The organism is Idiomarina sp. (genome assembly GCF_019431395.1).
In the GTDB taxonomy this organism is placed as follows: Bacteria; Pseudomonadota; Gammaproteobacteria; order Enterobacterales; family Alteromonadaceae; genus Idiomarina.
On record NZ_CP080268.1, the window covers coordinates 2,072,181 to 2,092,108 of the forward strand.

A 19,928-nucleotide genomic window follows, 5' to 3' on the forward strand; every position below is an offset into this window, starting at 1 on the left:
TATATTAAATAACTGAGATTATAGGTTGCAACAATCTCGTGGTATGTCTCCGTTAGGTGGAGACGACACACTGTCCACCGGGCAAATCGTGGCATTTGAAGAGGTATAGAAATGGACTGGAGCTCTTTTACTCAAGGTGCCTTCGGAGGTCTTTTAATAGGCTTGTCCGCAGTGATGCTTATGGTCACGTTGGGACGTATTGCAGGCATCAGTGGGATGGTATCAGGTCTGATCTTTGATCGGTTTACTGCGGAGTCTGCCTGGCGACTGGCGTTTGTGCTGGGCCTTGTCAGCGGGCCTCTGTTGTTGGTTGTCCTGAATGGCTCGCTTGGAAACGTGGCGGGCAATCCTGAGGCCGTGGTCGGCAACCCCATCGGTGGCGTGCCGCTGATGGTCTTGGCTGGCTTACTGGTGGGCTTGGGGTCTGGTATCGGCAACGGTTGCACCAGTGGGCATGGTGTTTGTGGTATCGCCAGGCTATCCCCCAGATCCATGCTGGCAACGCTGGTTTTCCTCCTGACGGGTGTTGTAACCGTCTACGTCGTCAGACTCATGACAGGACACTCTTTATGAAACTGATTTTTGGTTACCTGGCTGGTTTGTTGTTTGGCCTGGGTCTGGCTATCGGCGGTATGACTGACCCCCATCGTGTTCAGGGCTTTCTCGACGTCTTTGGTAACTGGGACCCAACGCTCATATTTGTTATGGGCGGAGCGGTGATAACAACGTTTATCGGCTACCGATTGGTGTTCCGTCGTCAGGGCCCTCTTTTCGCAGAAACGTTTATCGTGCCCGCACGTCGTGATATTGATACCCGTTTATTGATTGGTGCGGCTGTGTTTGGGATAGGCTGGGGTCTATCAGGTTATTGTCCGGGCCCGGCCTTTGCGTCAATAAGTGGTATAACCTGGCCTCTCGTGGCGTTGTTGCTGTCGATGGTCGCTGGTTGGTGGCTGGCTCGCCGGGTCTGAGGTAGCGCAGCATAGTTTGTCTGCTGGGGTAAGATGGCGATTTCTTGACCACGTCAGCGTTCGGCGGCTTTCTCGCATGGATGCCGAACACAACACTAGGCACATCATACGATGTCGCGAACAATCATAAACTGGGCACCCAGTCCGATGATGAATGTGGCTGCAACCGTCGCAAACACCACGAATCCCAGCCATGCATCAAGCTCAACGGATGCAGAATCCCCTCCCCTGTACATCGGCACAACAATGCGCAGATACACTGCCAGCGACAGTGCACTATTGATGATCGCCACCACCGCCAGCCATGTGAACTGGACGTCAATGGCTGCCGCAAACAGAAGGAACTTGCCGACGAAACCTGCCAGTGGCGGAATGCCCACCAATGACAGCAGGAAGACTACCATTGCGATGGCAATCAAAGGCCGCGACCGGCCCAGCCCGCTAAAGTCGTTCAGAGTGCGCCCGGCTATGGCGGCAACCGCGAAAGCGCCCAGGTTCATAGCCGCATAGGCGGCGGCGAACAGAATGATCGATGGTAAGGCCAGCTCACTGGAGCCCACCGCGAGGATGCCCAGCAGGAAATAGCCGGACTGGGCAATCGACGAATAGGCCAGCAGCCGGATGACGTTATCCTGCACCAGTGCCGCAAGATAGCCATAGGTCATGCTCAGCACGGCCAGCCCCGCCATGACCGCAGCCCAGCCGGTTTCCGGTGGCAGGTGACGAACCACCTGAGTGAGCGCAAACAGGGCGCCAATCTTGGGCGCGACGGATAGGTAGGCGGCAATCGACAGTGGCGCACCCTCGTAGGCGTCGGGTGCCCAGAAGTGGAACGGAACCAGTGATGCCTTGTAGCCCAGGCCCACTACCACAGCCACGAACCCGAGAATAACGGCCAGCGGCATGGTATCCATGGACGGCAGATCGGCGATCAGCGTAGAGCCGGAGGCACCGAACCAGTAGCTCAAACCGAAAATCATGATGGCAGTGGTGACGGAAGCGAACACAAAGAATTTCATCGCCGCTTCGGTCGCCGGGTCCGTATCCGGGTAGGCAACCAGGGCGAAGGTGGCCAGGCCAGTCAGCAACGCACCCAGCACCAGAAACATGGTGTCCCCTGCCCCCGCCAGTACCAGGGCACCCAGCGTTGAAAAAATCAGCAGACTGTAAACCGTACCCTCGCGGGCGCTGCCCCGGACATCCACCCGCGCCAACAGCATCGAGAGCACCGTAGCAGGTAGCAGGATAAGCTTGGCCCAGATGCTTAACGTATCGATGCGGAAACTGCCGCCAAATACCGCTGCGTCTGTGCCGAGCAGGCGCAGGGTCAGCCCGGTGCCAACGACCAGGCCGATGACGGCAATGATCAGCGAAATCCGGGGTTGTCGCAGCATTTCGGCGATCAGGGCACCAACAGCCGTCAACAGAACGGCAATTTCCGGAATGATTAATGCGAGATCTCGACCCATTACAGCACCAGTGCCGATGTCGTCCGGTGAATGACGTCCAGCACCCAGGACGGCGCCACGCCAGTGGCAACGGTGAGCACCAGCAGGGGCGCCACCGCAAGAATTTCGCGCGGGCTCAGATCCGGCATTTTATTCCAGCGATCCCGGGGCTCACCCAGAAAGGTTTCGCGCAGGGCCTTGAGAAAGGTCCCGGCGATAATGGCAATCCCCAGAATCACCACAACCGCGACAGGAGTGGTGCCCAGAGTCGCGAGGAATATCTGGAACTCCGCCGGGAAGTGCGCGAGGCCTGGAAGCCCCAGAGACGCAAAAGCCGCCAGCACAAAGAACCAGCCAAGCAGTGGAACCGTTTTAAGCAGGCCGCCAAACTCGTTCATTTCCCGGGTATGGGCGCGCTCCTGAATCATGCCAACCAGCAGGAACAGGGCCCCCGTGACCAGGCCGTGGCTGAACATCTGCAGCACGGCTCCATCCAGCGCGACGGCACGCACCGACGGGTCCAGAGTCAGTGCGGCAACGGCAACGCCGACAATGACGTAGCCCATGTGGTTGATTGAGGTATAGGCCACCAGGCGCTTGAGATCAGTTTGTGCCAGGGCGGCAAAGGCACCGTAGATTGCGCTGACGACACCGAAAAACAAAACAACGATGCCGGCATCGCGGAGGGCGTCAGGGGTCATTTGCAGGGCGAACCGCACCAGCCCGTATGTGCCGAACTTCAGCATGATACCCGCCAGGATGACGCTACCAACGGTCGGTGCCTGCACGTGTGCCGCAGGTAACCAGGTATGCAGGGGTATCGCAGGAATCTTGACCGCGAAGGTAATCAGCATGGCGATCAACGCCCACATGGCCGCCGCCCCCTCGAGGGGAGGGTTGGCAATCCACGCCCGCATATCGAAGGTGGGGTCGGGGCTGCCGAGGTAAAGCCCCAGAATCGCGAGTAACAGTGGCAGGCTGCCCAACAGGGTGTAGATAAAGAACATCAGGGCGGCCCGCTGCCGGTCTTCATGTCCCCATCCGGCAATCATGAAATACATCGACACCAGGGAAACTTCGAAGAAGACGTAGAACAGAATGCCGTCCAGGGCGGTAAAAGTACCGATTGCAGCGGTTTCCAGAAGCAGGATCAGAGCTGCGTAGGCACGTGGTCGGTCGCGAAGCGATGACGCGTAGATCAGAGAAACCAGGAAAAGCACGGCACTCAGCAGCACCAGCGGCAGGCTGATGCCATCAACCCCGACCCGGTAGGCGGCGCCAATGGCCGGCATCCATACCAGCTCTTCGACCTGGGAAAAGCCGTCACCACTCACGCCCTGAAGCCACATGGCCAGCGCGCCGACCAGGGTCAGGGCGGCACTGGCGATCGCTATGCTGTGCACCGTCCGTGCCGTCGGCTTCGGCAAACACAGAATCAACACAGCGCCGACGAGTGGCAAAAACAGGGTCAGGGATACAAGTGGTAACATGAGTAGGGTTCCTTTAGACACTCAGTGAAGCTGAAAACAGGATGGCCAGGAGCACAGCTGTGGCTACGGCGCTGATCGCCAGGCTATGATGGATCAGGCCGCTTTGCAGGGTTCTCGCCCGCGCGCCGAGGTCCCGCACACCGGCCACCAGGGCGAAGATCAGGCCGTCTATACCACGCTCATCCCCGCCCCGAACCCAGCGACCCACCGCCAGATTGGCGCGGCCGACGCCAAGCACGGCCAGATACAAACGTTGTTCCAGTCGCTCGCCCCCACGGGCAATGCTGAGAGCTGTATGACCAATGGCAAGCGCGGCCGCGTACAGATGATCCTCCAGACGGTCACAGCCCCGGGCAACAGCCATTGCGGGCCGGCCTATCCAGGCGGTAAGCCCGCCCGCAACTTCCAAACCCGATTCTGCCCATTGATGGGCAGGTCCAAGCAGGCGCTGGACCGGCACCAGCCAGCCCAGGGCCAGCCCGACCAATGCGGCGACCAGCCCGAGCACTATGGCGACGGTACCTGCGGTTTCCGGAGCGGGCAGATCAAGTATTGTTTCCAGGGGACCAAAGGCCAGACCCAGGCCAGCGGCGGGAATTGCCAGCCCCCAGATGCCAGCGCGCATCCAGCCAGTACCTTCTACCGACCGGCTGTCGCCCGTGCTCTGCCAGAGCACCCGTAGAGCCCGGGCCACATAGGCGCCGGTAAGTAGAGTGCCCGCCAGGGCCAGAGGGCCGAGCCAGGCGGCGCCTTGCCCCGACAGCGCGGCAGCAATTACCGCATCCTTGGAAAAGAACCCGCTCAGCGGTGGAATGCCCGCCAGTGCCAGCGCTGCCAGCGCAAAGCCGGCAAAGGCCCAGGGCCTGGCGCGGCCAACGCCTTTCAACTGATCAAAAGCGGTACCCTCGCGGGCATGTTGAAAGTCACCGGCAGCAAGAAACAGGGTGCTTTTAATGGCAGCATGGGCGAGAAAGTGCAACAGCGCGGCCATCGGAACCCCGGCGCCCACAGCAATCAGCATCAGGCCGTACTGACTGGCCGTGGAAGCCGCCAGCAGGCGTTTGAGATCACGTTCAGCCAGCGCAATGACCCCGGCTGCCACCGTGGTGACACCACCCACAAGCCCTATAGCGAAAAGCGCTTCAGGACTCAGCAGCGTCGCAGACCGGATTAGCAGAATGGCGCCCGCCGCCACCAGCGTGGCCGAGTGCAGCAGCGCCGAGACCGGTGTCGGGCCGGCCATGGCGCGCATCAGCCAGTCCTGCAGGGGAACCTGGGCCGACTTGCCCATGGCCGCCAGCAATAACAGCAGCCCGGCGGCGGTCGAGGCATTACCGCCAGCTTCCAGAGAGGCGGCAATCTCACTGGTACCCGACGACCCGATGAGTATGAATATCGCCACATAAAGCCCGAGATCGGCGCTGCGGGTATAGAGAAAAGCACGGCTGGCTGCGTTTGCGGCTTCCGGCCGCTGGAACCAGAAGCCGATCAGCAGGTAACTGCAGAGGCCGATGAGTTCCCAAGCCGCCAACAACAGAACCCAGTCGCCAGCCAGCACCAACGCCTGCATCGCCGCCAGGAACAGCGACATTACGGCATAAAAGCGCGCCTGGCCGGACTCCCGCTTCATATAGCCGATGGCATAAACCAGAACGAAGGTTCCGACCGTGGCCACTGCCACACTCAGCAGTGCCGTCATCGGACCCGAAACCAGGCGCAAGGGCATGTCCGGCAGCCCGGGTAGAAGCAGGGTTTCGGCCTGGCCGTCAAGGGCTCCGGCCAGCAGCCGGACACCGCCTGCCAGGCTGAGCGTCGCGCCAGCCAGGGCCAGCGCAGCGCTGCCACGGCGCAGTATCAACACGGCCAGGGTGACGATCAGCGGCGGCAGTATCGGCAGAAGTACTGCACTCATCCTTTCAGGTCCTCCGCTTCTTCCATCTCGACCGAGCCCTTGGCCCGGAAACGCGCAATGGCAACGCCAAAGCCGACCGCCATCTCCAATGCCATAACCGTCATCACCACCAGCACAAACATCTGGCCGGAATAGGCTTCCGGATGCAGAAAGCGCCAGAAAGCCACCAGATTCACCATGGCGCCTGCCAGCATCAGCTCCACGCCCATCATGATCATCACCAGATTGGTCTGTGACAGAGCTCCATAGACTCCGATACCGAACAGGATGGCGCCGGTCACAAGCGCCAAGATCAGAATCATGGTCATTCCGATGCCTCCTTGTCGTCTTTACTTGACAGGTTCTGCACCGGTATTGCCACTGCCGTGGCGGCAATCATTGCGGTCAGGATGGTGATACCGGCGGTCTCAAAGATCATCATCGAGCGCCCGAGCAGTTCCATGCCCAGCGCCCGTGTCTGCGCTTGCGCGTCCACCACCTGCTCCGCTGCGGGGCCCCAGTCGGACAGCAGCGCAACGGCGATGGCGACAACGGCGGCACTCACCCCGGCACCTATCGAGAAGCGCTTCTGGTGGCTCATATCCATACCGCCAAGCCCGCCGGGATCCATCATGAACATCACCATGAAGATGGCCATGATGCTCATCTCGGTGGCCATCATCATGATCTGCAGCACGCCCAGGAATTCGGTTTGCATCGCCAGGAACAGGCAGCCGACGGCGGTCATCGAAAACAGCAGTGCCAGTGCGGAACGCATCATGGACGAGGTGCGAAACACCACCACGCCGAAGCCAATGGCAGCCAGCCCGAAAACGGCAACGAAAAAAGCCTGTGCATACATCAGGGAACCACCAGAATCAGTAAGCCGACAATAATGATATTGAGCAGTGCGAGGGGAATACCCAGGACCCAGCACCACCGCATCAGATCCGCCTCGCGGATGCGTGGCAGATAGTGGCCGACGAGCAGCATCGACACGGCCACGGCCAGGGTCTTGATCAGGCTCCAGGCCGAGGGCGGCAGCAGCGGCCCATGCCAGCCGCCGAGATAGAACACCGTGGTCGCGGAGGCCAGCGTAACCACCAGCGTCAGCCGGGCAAGGCGAAGCACCGCCAGGCGTACCCCGGTATACTCAGCGTCGACACCGCCGTCAAGCTCCCCCTCTGCAGAAGGCAGGTCGAAAGGGGCGCGGAATGCCAGTGCCATGGCCGCAATATAAAACAGCACGAAGCCCAGGGGCTGGTAGACGATGTTCCAAAGACCCGCTTGGGAGCCGACGATCGCAGTGTTTACCAGGGATTCGGCACGCATGGCCACGGCCGTGATCGGCATGACAATCAGCATGGAATAGGCAATAAGCTGGCCCAGAAAGCGCCAGCCACCGATCATCCCGTAGGCTCCATCCGGCCCCCAACCCGCCATGATCACCGCGACGAGCACGTAGGCCAGGGCCGCGTTCACAAACAGTGCGCCAGTGCCAAGGTCCGCAATGATCAGGTCCGGCGCCAGCGGCAGGACTGCCATACCGAGCACGGCGACAACCAAAAGAAGCACGGGCGCGGCCTCGAAGAAGACCCGGTCTGGTGAGCGCGGTACTATGGACTCACGACCGAGGTGAGCCAGGCCGCGAAACAGAGGCGCGGCCGGACTCAGACGCCCAGTCGCCATCCAGCCCTCAATCACAGCCAGCAGCCAGGCGCTGCCAAGCAGCGCGAGCAAAACAATAGCGACGGTCACGAAGTCACCTCCCAGGGCGAAAGATCCAGTGACCCGACTGCCAGCAGCGCATCGCCCAGTTCCTGGCCCTCGACAAGCTTAGGGACCAGGCCGATATGCTGACTACAGGCGGTGTCCAGCTCGTATGACTTCACATGGCCGCGCTCCAGTTTCAGACTTAACCGGGCCTCGCCGCGCGGAGTGTCAACGGTGGCCTCACCGGTTCCTGACACATCGCCAACGTCGCGCAGAACCGGCAGCTCCGGTTCCCCGCCCGACTTTATAAGGTCAAGGCTGGCCGAAATTTCGGCCAGGCGTTGCCACAGGCGCGCCCAGGCATCACCGCCTTCATCCGCAGCACGCGCTACGGGCCCGCGCAGACCAAAAGAGTCCGTTGGCAGTAGGCCGACACCCTTAAGCCGAGATTTGAGCAAAGGCGTTCGCCCGAGGCGGATAGTTAATTTGTGCAGCGCTGGCTCCAGTGCAGCAAGACTGTCCCTGTTAGCCTCTCTGACTTGCAGTTGCAGAGTTGCTGCCCGTTGCGTCAGCCAGGCAAAGCCGAGCTGGCGCCCTAACTGAGCCAGCCAGCCAAGGTGACTGCCGATGCGCTCACGCTCAAGGGCGCCGGTGCGAGCACCGGCGTTTGCCGAATCGTCCTCCAGCCCTGCCGCTTGCTCTATTGCCAGACAGACTAAAAGACGGTAGCTCACCGGTGCCAGTGGAATTGCGGCTGACAGATACCCAATGAAGGTCTCGGCATCCATCTCTTCACTTTCTTCAATATTCTCACCTTCGCTGGTCACCCCCACCAGGGAGGTCGCCTGCCCCTCCGTTACGCCGTCACCATCAAGGGTCAGCGTCAACTTCAGTCCGCCGGGCAAGCCGGGGAAGACCGGACCGAACGGCACCTCAAGCCAGTCCATCTGCAGGCCATCGGCGCTGCGTGGCAGATCCTTGGTGACTTCAATCATCGACATGAATCCCGAGGCGCCATGATCGTGGCCACCGTGATCGTGCCCTCCATGCTCATGCTCACCGTGATCATGGCTGGAATGTTCATGTTCTGAGTGGCCCTCATCTTCCCCGTCCTCGCGGACTACCAGGTCCATACCGCACTTGGGGCAGCTGCCAGGCTCGTCCCGAACAATTTCGGGGTGCATGGGGCAGGTATATTCGGTCGCGGCATTTTCGTGAGCGTGTTCCTGTTGGTGTTCGTTACTGTCGTCGTGGTCGTGGTCTTGGCACTGCTGTTCGTGATCATGGCGATGTTCATGATCGTGGCCGCCTTCAGGAGTCTGCTCCCCCGCTTCGCGTGCTACCAGATCCATGCCACATTTGGGGCAACTGCCCGGCTCGTCTTCGACAACTTCCGGGTGCATAGGGCAGACGTACTCGATTTTGACGTGCAGGACGGAGGCATCAAAATCCTCCGCTGAAGTAGCGAAGGCACCTTCCGCCAGTGCCCGCTTCAGCCGCCCAACCGCGTCGGCCAGTGCCTTTTGCGACAGACCCGCTGATACATCAGCATCCGGAAAAGACGATGGCGTCTTGCCGCCAAGCATGAGAATAGTGCGGGGCCGGGGCATCTGCGCATAAAGCACCGTTGCAACCTCGCCCATTTTTTCTGAAAGCCCGCCGACGATCAGAAGCACATTCGCATCACGGGGTGAGGCGCTGACACGCATGCCGGTGGCACTCACATTCAAGCCATGCGCCAGAGCGACATCCTGTCCCGGGACGATGAGACAACTCAGGTCACGCGCAAATGCACGGGAAACCCACTTCTGAAGAGCGGCAAACCGTGTCTGCCTCTGACGCGAACCTGTGGTGTTAATGGGATGATCAGAAGTCATTGACGCCTCAATGCCCCCTGACTCCAGCCATAAAGCAGGCCCAGAAAGAGGATGGCAAGAAATACGCCCATATCATACAAAGCAACCAGCCCTACTTCTTTGTACACGACGGCCCATGGGTACATGAACGCCATTTCCATATCGAAGGCCAGGAACAACAATGCGTAACCGTAGTAACGCGCGTGATAGCGCCCCCACACCGGATCCCGCGACAGCACACCGGAGCTTGCCGGCACATCCTTGCCCGGCTCCCCGCGCGCAGAGCCCATCACGCGCACAAACCCGTAAAGGCCCAGGATGGTAGCCACGATGCCGACCACCAGGGCAAGTAAAAGACTATACAGTTCCAAAAAACTCATTATCCAATCCTCGGATCGAGCAACCAAATAGCCCCTCACTCTCTTGCCAGGATGCCCGATGAAAATAATTCCCGGGTACCCTACTCCAGTCCGTGATGCTTCCCTTCGTATAATTTAACATTCCTGATCTCGCCTCCCTCATTGACCAATTCGAAATTATTGCCAGACAAAGGCTTTATCTTGTTACAGGAATAGTTGCGACCGTAGACAGATGTGCAAAATTTACCGTGTTTCCGACGACGACATTGGCAACATCTTCGCCCGAGAGAATCTCATCAGCCTGTAAATATGGCGCTTGTAAAAACAACAAAAACACGAATAGTCTAAAGCTATTTGCTTTCATCCTGACCCCTCCCGCTTTCGTTCAACAATTGGTGTCACATCAACGCTGGCGTCTAATCCTATCACAGGGTTACAAAAAGCTCAACGATCCAGTTATCGCCGATTAGTGGTGATCACGGACATGCGATTCTTCATGTTCCGAGCGCAGAAACTTCTTCAGAAAAATATGCTCTGCTGCGACGATAACAATCATCGTAATTACCGCCACGCCAATAACAAACGGATCACTATTCAGTTTGACCCAGACGAAACCCACGAGTACGAGCAAATCCAGGACGATAGCAATCGCTGGCACCCACGCCTTTGCCTTCACATCGTCGCGCAAATGACAAAGAACTCCCCAGTGAATGGCAATATCCATTACCAAATAGAACACAATGCCCAGAGCGGCAATCCGTGAGAGGTCAAAAAACGCCGTCAGAACGAGCCCGAGAACCACCGTGTAAACCAACGTGTGCTTCTGGATACTGCCAGGCATACCGAAATGACGGTGAGGAACCAGCTTCATTTCAGTCAGCATGGCCAACGTACGCGAGACGGCGAAAATGCTGGCCAGAATGCCACCGGCGGTGGCCGTCATAGCAATCGCCACCGTGAACCAGACCGCATACTCGCCCAACGCCGGACGCGCTGCGGCCGCAAGCGAATAGTTCTGCGTTTCAATGATTTCACCCAGCGACAGATTGCTGGCAACCGCAAAACCCACCAGGGTATAAATCACTACGCAGGCCGCGATGGAAATAATGATCGCCCGCCCCACATTCCGTTTGGGGTCGATTACCTCGGAGCCACTGTTGGTAATCGTGGTAAAACCCTTGAAGGCCAGTATTCCCAGCGCCGTCGCACCCAGAAAATTACCCGTTGCTTCGGCTTCGCCCGTGCCTGAAAAGTCTACTGCCAGGTTATCAGTAATCCAGATACCCACAATTCCGAAAATCAGTATGCCTCCAATCTTTAATACGCCTATGAAAGACGCTACGCTCTGAATCATCCGGTTGCCGAGTAGATTGATCAGAAACGCTGCCATAATGAGGGCTACGCCAAGAATCGGCACCATTCGGCCGCTTTCATCGCCACCGAACAGTTGCATGGTGTAAGAGCCAAAGGTTCGGGCCAGGAAGCTCTGGGCAATCACCATCGAGAAATACATCAGCAACGCGTTGAAAGCCGTCGGCAACCGATCGCCGTATGCTTTGTGCAAGTATATACCGATACCGCCGGCGGAGGGGTATGCATTTGAAATCTTGATGTAGGAATAGGCGCTGAAACTGACTATTATCGCCGCGGCCAGAAACGCCAATGGAAACAGAGTGCCCGTCATCTGTGCCATCTGCCCGGTCAAAGCGAAGATACCGGCTGCATGTTTCGGATGAATCCGAACACTCATTTCGGTTCAATCCGATCACCTGTTTCGGTTTTATCCGATCACTTTTAGCCTTTTTCCGAAATCACTGTTCGGATTGCCGAAATCGGTGATCGGAATGCCGAAATACCGTTCTTTTTCTAACTAAATCAACTGGTAAGCTCAACTCAACGCAACTGCATTGAGGAATGGCTGACCATGGCTAGAAAGAGAACCCAAATGAGTAAGATAAAAGACACCCTGAGACTTCGGTTTGATGCCGGGCTCAGTTTGAGAGACATCAGTAAATGCTTATCTGTCGGCCCCGCCACCGTTAGCGAGATTTTATCGCGCTTTGCTGCCAGTGAACTCACCTGGCCGCTGCCTGAGGAGTTCAGTGACACTGAGCTTGAGGCTGCTGTATATAGAGGCCGGAATGTGTCCCGCGCCAAACGCCAGCCAGATTTTTATGAAATGCATCAAGAGCTCAAGCGTAAAGGGATGACAAAGCTACTGTTGTGGCGCGAGTACCGAGAAAAGGACTCAGCCACTGCCTATGGTTACACGCAGTTCTGTGAGCACTATCGCAGTTGGCGCAAGACCCAAAAGCGCAGCATGCGACAATTACCGGCCAAGGTAATTGACGCTACATAAGCCAACAGAGCTCATCGCGTACGACATGAAATTGCCAGCCACATTGCACACTGTTTGTTACCACCGGCTGTACACCAGGGTTTTCTCCGTTCGCATCAGTAAGCCGGGGCAAGTCCAGTTTACATAGCTTGGTGAGTTGATTTGAGATGCTGAATTTGAGCTTCATCCGCTTAATTGGTAGGTTGAAGAAAAGAAAAACCGCCAAGGTTTCGCGTTACCCTCTCGAGCACTAAGCGTGGCGGCTATGTTGCGTTCTATTTTACGCTCAAGGCGCGAATATGCAATGTACTGTCAAAGGCTCGGCAAATGCATATACATAGATTTTAGTCATTGAAACTTACATTAACCGGCCTATATGCAAGATTTGACCTATGAAACTTGTATATAGATTTGCTTATCCAAGATTGGCAGGATTTGCACTTCGTTTCACATTCACTCTTGCCAAGCAAGTCATCTACTATGGTATACTTCACACCGAAAGTGTTAGCCCCTCGTATATCTGTACCCGCTCTGTCAATAGAAAATAAACTGGTCGTACCACATAAGCCTCCTAAATGTTTTATCATTACGAACAGTAAGAGCAGGATCGTTCGGATTGCGAAGTGTCCAACACTTCTAGAAACCCTGCCTCCCGCTGGATAACTGTACTGATGAGTCAATTGACGATTCAGATGCCAGCGCTCTGCAAGACAGAGATAACTGGGTAATCCAGAAATAGGGATCTCGGAAAAACTATTGGAAACCTCGCCTTTTTGGCGAGGTTTTTTCATTTTTGGCGTTTCTTTTTTGCTTTTTTATAGCTTTTCTTGGCTCGTTTTTTTGCCTTCCCTTCAAACGGTTTTCGGTTAGCGAATACATTATTTGCAATAACAAAAAACGGTTTTCCTTTGTCCTTGGAGTTTAACAAGTGCACGCGAAAGTCATCTCCATCTATCAAAAATGCTGTTTCTATAACCATTGATAGCTGACGAGCACTTAGCTTATGTAATTTGAAAATGACTACGAAGCACTCTTTTTGTTGCGGCCCGTGCACGAACTCAAATAACGCTGTTAAACAACTTCTGTCATCGTCTCGGTTAGCTAAAACGCATAGCTTGGCTGGACCGGCTTCAAGTGCATCGACAAAATCAGGTATGTTGAGGCTTGACTGATATTTCTCTTCGCAAAAAGCGCGTGCATCTGATGACACAACTGGATTACCATCATCGCCTTTTTTGATCTTATTTGGTGCGTCCTCATGATGCTCATATCTAATTATTAAGCGTCCGGTCTGTCTTAGGATCTCACGGTCTTCCTCCGGCTTTAGAGCACGACTGTATACATGATTGGTTGGCCGGACAAAAACTTCAACAGTATCCGTTCTTCCATCCTCAAAGTGAAAATTAGGGATAGTGACGACGAGATCCCACAGGTGTTCAAGAGAATAAGACGCCTCTCTACCATCTTCGACAATTTTTATGTCGCTGATTCCATCATGGACCGTCACAATAGTTTCCCTACCTTCATGGATTCCAGTTTTATTATGCGCCTATAGTTTATCATCAAACCCCACCCAAACCAGCGGCGCTATCACATCAGCTACCTTCTGGTGCGCCTGCCACCGTTCTTCGTAGTAATCGTAACGATCATAAATGCCTTCAACGCCTTTCAGACTATGGTTTATAGCTCGTTCACCAACGGCTCCACTGAAACCTAATGCTGATACTTGGCTGCGAAAGGTACGGCGTAAGTCATGTACAGTAAAATGCTCTATGTCTCCCATCAAGTTAGGTCCGGGCCGTTTTCGGCCTTGTTCGATGCCAAACATTTTGTTGATTGCACGATTAATGGTGTCTCCACCAATGAAAGGTCTATTCGAACCTCTTCGCGCTGGTAGAACATAATCTGAACCGAATGACCGCGCTTTTAGCATGTGAAACCATTCAACCGCTTGGCTTGGCAGTGGTATAACAATACCTTTACCTTTCTTCACCCGCTCATCCGGTATTTCCCATTCTGCTTTAACTAAATCCAGTTCGCTCCATGGTGCTTCAGTCAGTTCGGTTTTACGTACGCCAAGCACCAGATACAAACAAACGGCAATGTAGTTATCCATACCGAAGCGGTCCATATGCTTCCGGAAAACCTTAGTTGCCTCTCTGATTTCTGCGAGAGAAAGCGCGCGATCTCGAGATTTCTCTATGCCCCCGGCATCATTGGTACCAAATGCTGCTGCCGGGTTATTCAGGGTTAAATCAAGCTTCACCGCATGACGAAACAGCTGCTTCATATACATCAAAACGTCATTCGCAATACTTGGCCGTCCGCTTAATTTCACCCGTTGTAACACTTCTCGCACATCCCTAGCAGTAACCTGCTCAATGCGCATATCGCCGATTACCGGTTTCATCTCCTTTCGGTACAATCGAACAGGAATGTTCGGATGTTTCAATCTTGGCTTAATATCATTGGCAAACCAGTCTTCGAACAAATGATCCATGGTTTCAATGCCAGACCAAGCCTCTCTTTTCCTGGCTACCAAAGGGTCAAGTCCACTGAGTAGCTCACGCTTTTTCAGTAATAGTTCACCGCGAGCGTCGGCCAACCCCATAAATGGATATTTGCCTAACGTCATTTCACGGCGCTTGCCATGGACAGTGTAACGATAAGACCAGTAAGAATGCCCTTTCTTTGGGACCACAAAATACAAACCGAGACCGTCGGCATATTTTCCGTGTTGTTTATTTCTGTCCAATGATGCGATTTTCGTTGCGGTTAACGTGGCCATGGTTGCGTACCTCTCTTAAACTCTTTACAAGAAAGTACTCACCATTCTGGTTTTTCACAACTGTTTCATACTCACCGCCGCACTCACCACAAAACTGCTACGCAACGGAAAAACCAGGAAGCTTCAGAAACAACAAAGCCCTCTATTTAAAAGGGCTTTGGAAGCATCAGGAAAATATCAGACAGCGTAAAGAAAATTATTCGATGTTTTGGATCTGCTCTCGCATCTGCTCAATCAAAACCTTCAGCTCCAATGCGGCGGAAGTGATATCAGCATTAATCGACTTTGAGGCCAGGGTGTTTGCTTCACGATTAAACTCTTGCATCATGAAGTCCAAGCGACGTCCACAAGGGCCGCCTTTTTTCAGTATTTTGCGGGCTTCTTCTACGTGAGCATCTAGTCGGTCGAGCTCTTCAGCAACGTCGACTTTTTGCGCCAGCATAATCATTTCCTGCTCAACCCGCTGTGGGTCCAGTTCTATTTTTACTTCTTCAAACCGTGTAAGTAAGCGCTCACGTTGCCACTGCATGACTTCTGGCATACGTTCGCGAACAAAAGCAACCTGTGTGCTGACGCCATCCAGACGCTCTTGCAGCATGCGATCGATGGCACTGCCTTCACTTTTACGGTTGTCGATGAAATCAGCAGTGGCTTTATCGAGCGCAGCTAACACTTCTTTTTGCACTTCATCCATGTCTTGTTCATCATTGCTCACTACCCCCGGCCACTTGAGCACATCAATTGGATTCAGTTGACCAGCGGCTGATTGCTGACTGACCCATTTAGCGCCAGCGATAACACTTTTAGCCAGCGGTTCATTGATGTTTAATTCTGTCTGGCGTGCTTCGTCCATGTGTATGTAGAGTTTGCATTCAACCTTGCCACGTTGCAGTTTCTTACGAAACTGTTCACGTAAGGTGTTTTCCAGCGAGCGGAACGCTTCCGGCAGGCGAAAATAGGTTTCTAAATAGCGCTGGTTAACGGAACGAATTTCCCACGTGGCAGAGCCCCAATCAGCTTTATGCTCGTAACGTGCGTATCCTGTCATGCTTTGAATCATTGCAATTCCTTATTTTTTCGCGTGTTTTTCGCGATTTTTTTGCTTTTGCTCAGCATTTTTCTTGAGCATTACATAGGCTGCGCCGCGGCCGCCGTGCGGCCGTTGCGCGCTGTGGAATGCTAATACCGGCGGCATTTCACGCAGCCACTTATTCACATAGCTCTTTATCAACGCAGGATGTGGCTTCGAGTGTTTACCTTGCCCATGAATAATTAGTGCAGTGCGAATACCCGCATGATGACAATCCTGAACAAAGTTAAATACCGCCGTGCGTGCTTCACGCAACGTGTGGTGGTGCAAGTTCAGGCTGGCTTCCATTGTGTAACGACCTTGTTTCAGGCGTTTAAAAACACCTGCCTGAACACCATCACGCTGGTACTCGATCACCTCGTCCGGCTCCACTAAATCAACATATTCAGTGGATAAAAAATTCACGTTTTCCTGTTCTTCCGCCTCCGCCGCCCGGCGACGTTCCTTTTGAGCCAACGTTGGCTCAAACGCAGTACGGATATCCGCCACTTGGTCACCGACCAATGGCGTGACATCGTTCATCTCCTGGCGGAACAATTCAAACTCTTCGTCATCTGAACGCGACATACAGCCTCCCGTTCATCGTTGCTTAACCTATAGTGTAATACGTCAACGGCAGTTAAGCGATCCATTCAGTGCACGAATTTGCTACAATACGCCGTTATAAATTATCAAGCCAATCACAGGAGATGCCATGCGTCCAAGCGGCCGTACTGCCCAACAAATTCGCCCGGTTACTATTACCCGAAACTTCACAAAACACGCAGAAGGCTCGGTTTTAATCGAGTTTGGCGACACTAAAGTACTTTGCAACGCATCGGTCGAGCGCGGCGTGCCTCGCTTTTTAAAAGGTAAAGGTCAGGGCTGGGTGACGGCGGAATACAGCATGCTACCGCGCGCAACACATACGCGTTCGGCTCGAGAGGCTTCTCGCGGTAAGCAAGGCGGGCGTACTCTGGAGATTCAACGTTTGATTGGTCGTTCATTGCGCACCTGTGTCGATATGAATACCTTAGGCGAGCACACAATCACCATCGACTGTGATGTTATTCAGGCAGATGGCGGTACTCGTACCGCGGCCATCACCGGTGCTTGCGTTGCCTTAATCGATGCATTGAACTGGATGCGCAGCCAGGGCATGATCAAAACGAATCCACTAAAAGAAATGGTTGCTGCCATTTCAGTGGGTATTTTAGATGGTGAACCGGTTAGCGATCTGGAATACGTCGAAGACTCCAAGGCCGATACCGACATGAATGTCGTAATGACCGAAGCCGGTAAGTTTATCGAAATTCAGGGCACTGCCGAAGGCGAAGCTTTCAGCCTAGAAGAAATGAATACGCTGGTTGATTTTGCCCGCCATAGCATTAAAGAGCTTATCGATATCCAGAAATCAGCGTTAGCGTAAGCGAGGGTTAGCCGGTGAAAGACTATCAAAAAAACTTTATCAGCTTCGCCATAGAACGAGGCGTACTTAAATTTGGTGAGTTTACATTAAAGTCGGGACGCACCAGCCCGTATTTTTTTAATGCAGGCTTGTTCAATAAGGGCTCTGATCTGGCCAAACTGGGCCGATTTTACGCTGCGGCCTTAATGGACGCTAAGGTCGAATTTGACGTGTTGTTTGGCCCGGCCTATAAAGGTATTCCCATTGCAACAGCAACAGCCGTCGCACTGTATGACCATCATCAAAAAGACACGCCTTATTGCTTTAACCGTAAAGAGAAAAAAGATCACGGTGAGGGCGGCAACCTGGTCGGTTCAGAACTTAATGGCAAGGTCATGCTGGTAGACGACGTTATCACTGCCGGCACAGCGATTCGCGAGTCAATGGAGATTGTCGAAGCCAACGGCGCCAGCCTCGCGGGTGTTCTGATCGCGCTGGATAGACAAGAAAAAGGCAAGGGTGAGTTGTCGGCTATCCAGGAAGTTGAGCGTGACTTTGGGGCTACGATTATCTCTATCGTTGGCCTGAACGACATCATTGAATTCCTTAAAGACGACCCGGAATTCAACCAACACCTACCGAAAGTACAAGCCTACCGCGAACAATACGGCGTGTAGGTTGCACTTTTGGCGCAGCCAAAAAGCGGACGGTGAGATTGCATTAGATTATCTCAGCCATCCGCTTTTTCTTTCAGTTACAGCTGTTCTTCCGGCTGATAGGCCATGCCGATTTTGCCGTTGATGATTTGGCATTCCCCACCCGCTGTTGCGGTGCGACTGCTGTCATCTATCTGTGCGACTAATCGGTATTCCTTATTAATCAGCGTCATCTCTTTACGCTCACCGCACAGCACCCGCATTGAGTCTATTAAGCCACGGTCTGTAAGGAAGTTAGTCGTTGGTTCTGACTGAACAATATTACTGCCGTCAGCAAACTCTGCCGTTTGAATTCCAAATGGGCTCATCATTCCGGAAGCCCCTGCGACTAAGTAATGAAATGTCGCCGCAACGGCATTCGCAGCACCTTGAGCATTTTCCACAAAAAAGACGCCTCGTTCACCGATAATATCAAAGTCACCTTTTTCCAAATTAACCAGCATCGCGGTATTTTCATCGATGCCAATAGACAGTGGGGTGGTGCTATCAGCGGCTAAGCGAACCAAACGTCCATGCCGGCCACGTTCTGAGAAGTGTGTATCCAGGCTGGCGAAATGGAACAACGACAAACCACCGAATGGGTGATACGTCAGTGTATCCGGCCCGGTATTCGCTGGACATGTGTTGTCCAGATCACAGCCAAACGGTGGTGGGTTAGTGGCTACGCTACCGTCTTTAATGGCAGAAGCCGTTGTGCCATTCGAAACCATTGGCTTGGCTGTTAACACTGCGGCTCCGGCACTGGTGCCGCCAACAACGAGTTTTTTCTGCTGTACCCGCGCAACCATCATGCGCAGTAATTCCGATGGGCTGTTATCATCTTTAACAAACGCATTGCGAATTTGATTGGCGTTATTGCCCGCAAAGAAAACCGCATCAGCATTCGCTAACATCTCATATTCAGCATCGCCTGACTTGCAAAATTCGACCTGACGCTGATAATCATCACGATAAACACGATTGCGATCATAAGCGCCGAATAGCTCTTCCTGTACACTATTCAGTTCGCTGCAGCGGTTCTCCGCTCTTGCAGCAACCACAGCTTCATCTAATGGTAACCAACGTGCTTCCAGGCCAAGCTGAGACAGGGTACTTTGATAAAAATCGATACGCGAGTACGGATCACGATATCCAGCTGTTGAAAAGTAAACTACAGGCTTTTCCTCATTGCTAACGTTCTGTTCGGCAAAATCCGCAAAACGGCGAAAAACCTTTGCAGACGCTTTATCTAGTGACTCTTCGACGTTAACGATTTCAGGAAAACTACTCGACATAGGTACTTCGAGCAAATCAATTACCTTGGCGTATTCTGCATCCGACAGAGAGTTATAGGTTTGTAATGTTGCACGCCGGGTAAATTCTCTCTCGAACACCCGTTCGGATATGATGTCTTCATTTATCCGTTCATGAATCAGCTCTAATGCATCGAGGACCTTTTTGCGAGTTTCTTCCCGATATGCACTCCAAACACGATCTGATGTTGCTTCAATACGAAATTTCTCAGATATATTCAAATAACGGTCGGTACGCATGTTGTCGCTGTCTATCCAGTCTGCGTCATCACAATTATTTGGATTAAAGCTAGAACAAAGCTGAAGAGCACCACCCGATAGATAAACATGGCGATAGTCATCTTCACTTTGTTGTGCAGCAACAAATGGTGATGCAACCAGTAGTAAAGCTGCTGTCAGACTTGGCTTCATACCACTAAATTTCATAAATTAAAGCCTCTAAGAGTCGTTAATAGTTGTGCTTATTATAGCGTTTACACACTAAATTGCTTGCACGATTAAGTAGTCAGTTTTGCTGTGACTAGTATCGATGCAAAAGATTCCCATAGACCGGTCCATCAACCGGTTAAGATGACATGCGCTTAGATCT

19 protein-coding genes are annotated in these 19,928 nt (G+C 53.7%); 5 read left to right on the plus strand and 14 right to left on the minus strand.

Annotated features, from left to right (window positions below; genetic code table 11):
• Nucleotides 1–111: 111 nt before the first annotated feature.
• Nucleotides 112–573 (plus strand): YeeE/YedE family protein, encoded by a 462-nt coding sequence (locus tag KZ771_RS10035; protein WP_290653239.1) that lies wholly within the window; start codon nucleotides 112–114, stop codon nucleotides 571–573.
• A complete protein-coding gene (locus KZ771_RS10040; protein WP_290653241.1) occupies nucleotides 570–971 on the plus strand; it encodes a DUF6691 family protein in 402 nt (133 codons plus the stop codon). The genes KZ771_RS10035 and KZ771_RS10040 overlap by 4 nt, the downstream gene beginning before the upstream one ends.
• A gap of 104 nt (nucleotides 972–1,075) precedes the next feature.
• Here the strand turns inward: KZ771_RS10040 and KZ771_RS10045 are convergent, their stop codons facing one another.
• The 9 genes from KZ771_RS10045 to KZ771_RS10085 all read right to left on the minus strand — a co-directional run bounded on the left by KZ771_RS10045 (nucleotide 1,076) and on the right by KZ771_RS10085 (nucleotide 11,478).
• Complete coding sequence (locus tag KZ771_RS10045) at nucleotides 1,076–2,440, minus strand: NADH-quinone oxidoreductase subunit N (RefSeq protein WP_290653243.1); 1,365 nt, start codon at nucleotides 2,438–2,440, stop codon at nucleotides 1,076–1,078.
• Nucleotides 2,440–3,909 (minus strand): NADH-quinone oxidoreductase subunit M, encoded by a 1,470-nt coding sequence (locus KZ771_RS10050; RefSeq protein ID WP_290653245.1) that lies wholly within the window; start codon nucleotides 3,907–3,909, stop codon nucleotides 2,440–2,442. Before KZ771_RS10050 ends, KZ771_RS10045 begins: the two co-directional genes overlap by 1 nt.
• A 13-nt stretch (nucleotides 3,910–3,922) precedes the next feature.
• A complete protein-coding gene (locus KZ771_RS10055) occupies nucleotides 3,923–5,821 on the minus strand; it encodes a proton-conducting transporter membrane subunit (protein WP_074210964.1) in 1,899 nt (632 codons plus the stop codon).
• On the minus strand, nucleotides 5,818–6,129 hold the full coding sequence (gene nuoK / locus KZ771_RS10060) for an NADH-quinone oxidoreductase subunit NuoK (protein ID WP_036206236.1): 312 nt from the start codon (nucleotides 6,127–6,129) through the stop codon (nucleotides 5,818–5,820). Before nuoK ends, KZ771_RS10055 begins: the two co-directional genes overlap by 4 nt.
• A complete protein-coding gene (locus tag KZ771_RS10065) occupies nucleotides 6,126–6,662 on the minus strand; it encodes an NADH-quinone oxidoreductase subunit J (protein WP_074210963.1) in 537 nt (178 codons plus the stop codon). Before KZ771_RS10065 ends, nuoK begins: the two co-directional genes overlap by 4 nt.
• On the minus strand, nucleotides 6,662–7,558 hold the full coding sequence (locus tag KZ771_RS10070; protein WP_290653251.1) for a complex I subunit 1 family protein: 897 nt from the start codon (nucleotides 7,556–7,558) through the stop codon (nucleotides 6,662–6,664). Before KZ771_RS10070 ends, KZ771_RS10065 begins: the two co-directional genes overlap by 1 nt.
• Nucleotides 7,555–9,390 (minus strand): heavy metal-binding domain-containing protein, encoded by a 1,836-nt coding sequence (locus tag KZ771_RS10075; protein ID WP_290653253.1) that lies wholly within the window; start codon nucleotides 9,388–9,390, stop codon nucleotides 7,555–7,557. Before KZ771_RS10075 ends, KZ771_RS10070 begins: the two co-directional genes overlap by 4 nt.
• On the minus strand, nucleotides 9,387–9,749 hold the full coding sequence (locus KZ771_RS10080; RefSeq protein WP_036206228.1) for an NADH-quinone oxidoreductase subunit A: 363 nt from the start codon (nucleotides 9,747–9,749) through the stop codon (nucleotides 9,387–9,389). The genes KZ771_RS10075 and KZ771_RS10080 overlap by 4 nt, the downstream gene beginning before the upstream one ends.
• A gap of 445 nt (nucleotides 9,750–10,194) precedes the next feature.
• The gene (locus KZ771_RS10085) at nucleotides 10,195–11,478 is read right to left on the minus strand and encodes an APC family permease (protein WP_290653256.1); all 1,284 of its coding nucleotides are present in this window, start codon (nucleotides 11,476–11,478) and stop codon (nucleotides 10,195–10,197) included.
• A 195-nt stretch (nucleotides 11,479–11,673) separates the two neighbouring features.
• On the opposite strand from KZ771_RS10085, the gene KZ771_RS10090 reads away from it, so the two are divergent.
• Entirely contained in the window at nucleotides 11,674–12,087 is a 414-nt protein-coding gene (locus KZ771_RS10090) for a hypothetical protein (protein ID WP_290653258.1), read from the plus strand.
• Nucleotides 12,088–12,853: 766 nt separating this feature from the next.
• Here the strand turns inward: KZ771_RS10090 and KZ771_RS10095 are convergent.
• The 4 genes from KZ771_RS10095 to smrA form a co-directional block, all read right to left on the minus strand.
• The gene (locus tag KZ771_RS10095) at nucleotides 12,854–13,573 is read right to left on the minus strand and encodes a hypothetical protein (protein WP_290653260.1); all 720 of its coding nucleotides are present in this window, start codon (nucleotides 13,571–13,573) and stop codon (nucleotides 12,854–12,856) included.
• Between the two features lie 42 nt (nucleotides 13,574–13,615).
• Nucleotides 13,616–14,854, minus strand: coding sequence for a site-specific integrase (locus KZ771_RS10100; RefSeq protein WP_290653262.1), 1,239 nt, complete (start codon nucleotides 14,852–14,854; stop codon nucleotides 13,616–13,618).
• Between the two features lie 196 nt (nucleotides 14,855–15,050).
• Nucleotides 15,051–15,914: a YicC/YloC family endoribonuclease gene (locus tag KZ771_RS10105; protein WP_290653264.1), complete on the minus strand. Its 864-nt coding sequence runs from the start codon at nucleotides 15,912–15,914 to the stop codon at nucleotides 15,051–15,053.
• A 9-nt stretch (nucleotides 15,915–15,923) separates the two neighbouring features.
• Nucleotides 15,924–16,511 carry a DNA endonuclease SmrA gene (gene smrA / locus KZ771_RS10110; protein ID WP_133540041.1) on the minus strand — a complete coding sequence of 196 codons (588 nt, stop codon included), beginning with the start codon at nucleotides 16,509–16,511 and terminating at the stop codon, nucleotides 15,924–15,926.
• A 127-nt stretch (nucleotides 16,512–16,638) separates the two neighbouring features.
• Here smrA and rph point away from each other — a divergent pair, with 127 nt between their 5' ends.
• Nucleotides 16,639–17,352 (plus strand): ribonuclease PH, encoded by a 714-nt coding sequence (gene rph / locus KZ771_RS10115; RefSeq protein ID WP_290653266.1) that lies wholly within the window; start codon nucleotides 16,639–16,641, stop codon nucleotides 17,350–17,352.
• A 14-nt stretch (nucleotides 17,353–17,366) separates the two neighbouring features.
• Nucleotides 17,367–18,008 (plus strand): orotate phosphoribosyltransferase, encoded by a 642-nt coding sequence (gene pyrE, locus KZ771_RS10120; protein WP_290653268.1) that lies wholly within the window; start codon nucleotides 17,367–17,369, stop codon nucleotides 18,006–18,008.
• 77 nt (nucleotides 18,009–18,085) lie between these two features.
• Here pyrE and KZ771_RS10125 read toward each other — a convergent pair whose 3' ends face one another.
• Nucleotides 18,086–19,765, minus strand: coding sequence for a cyanophycinase (locus KZ771_RS10125; protein ID WP_290653270.1), 1,680 nt, complete (start codon nucleotides 19,763–19,765; stop codon nucleotides 18,086–18,088).
• Nucleotides 19,766–19,928 lie beyond the last annotated feature (163 nt).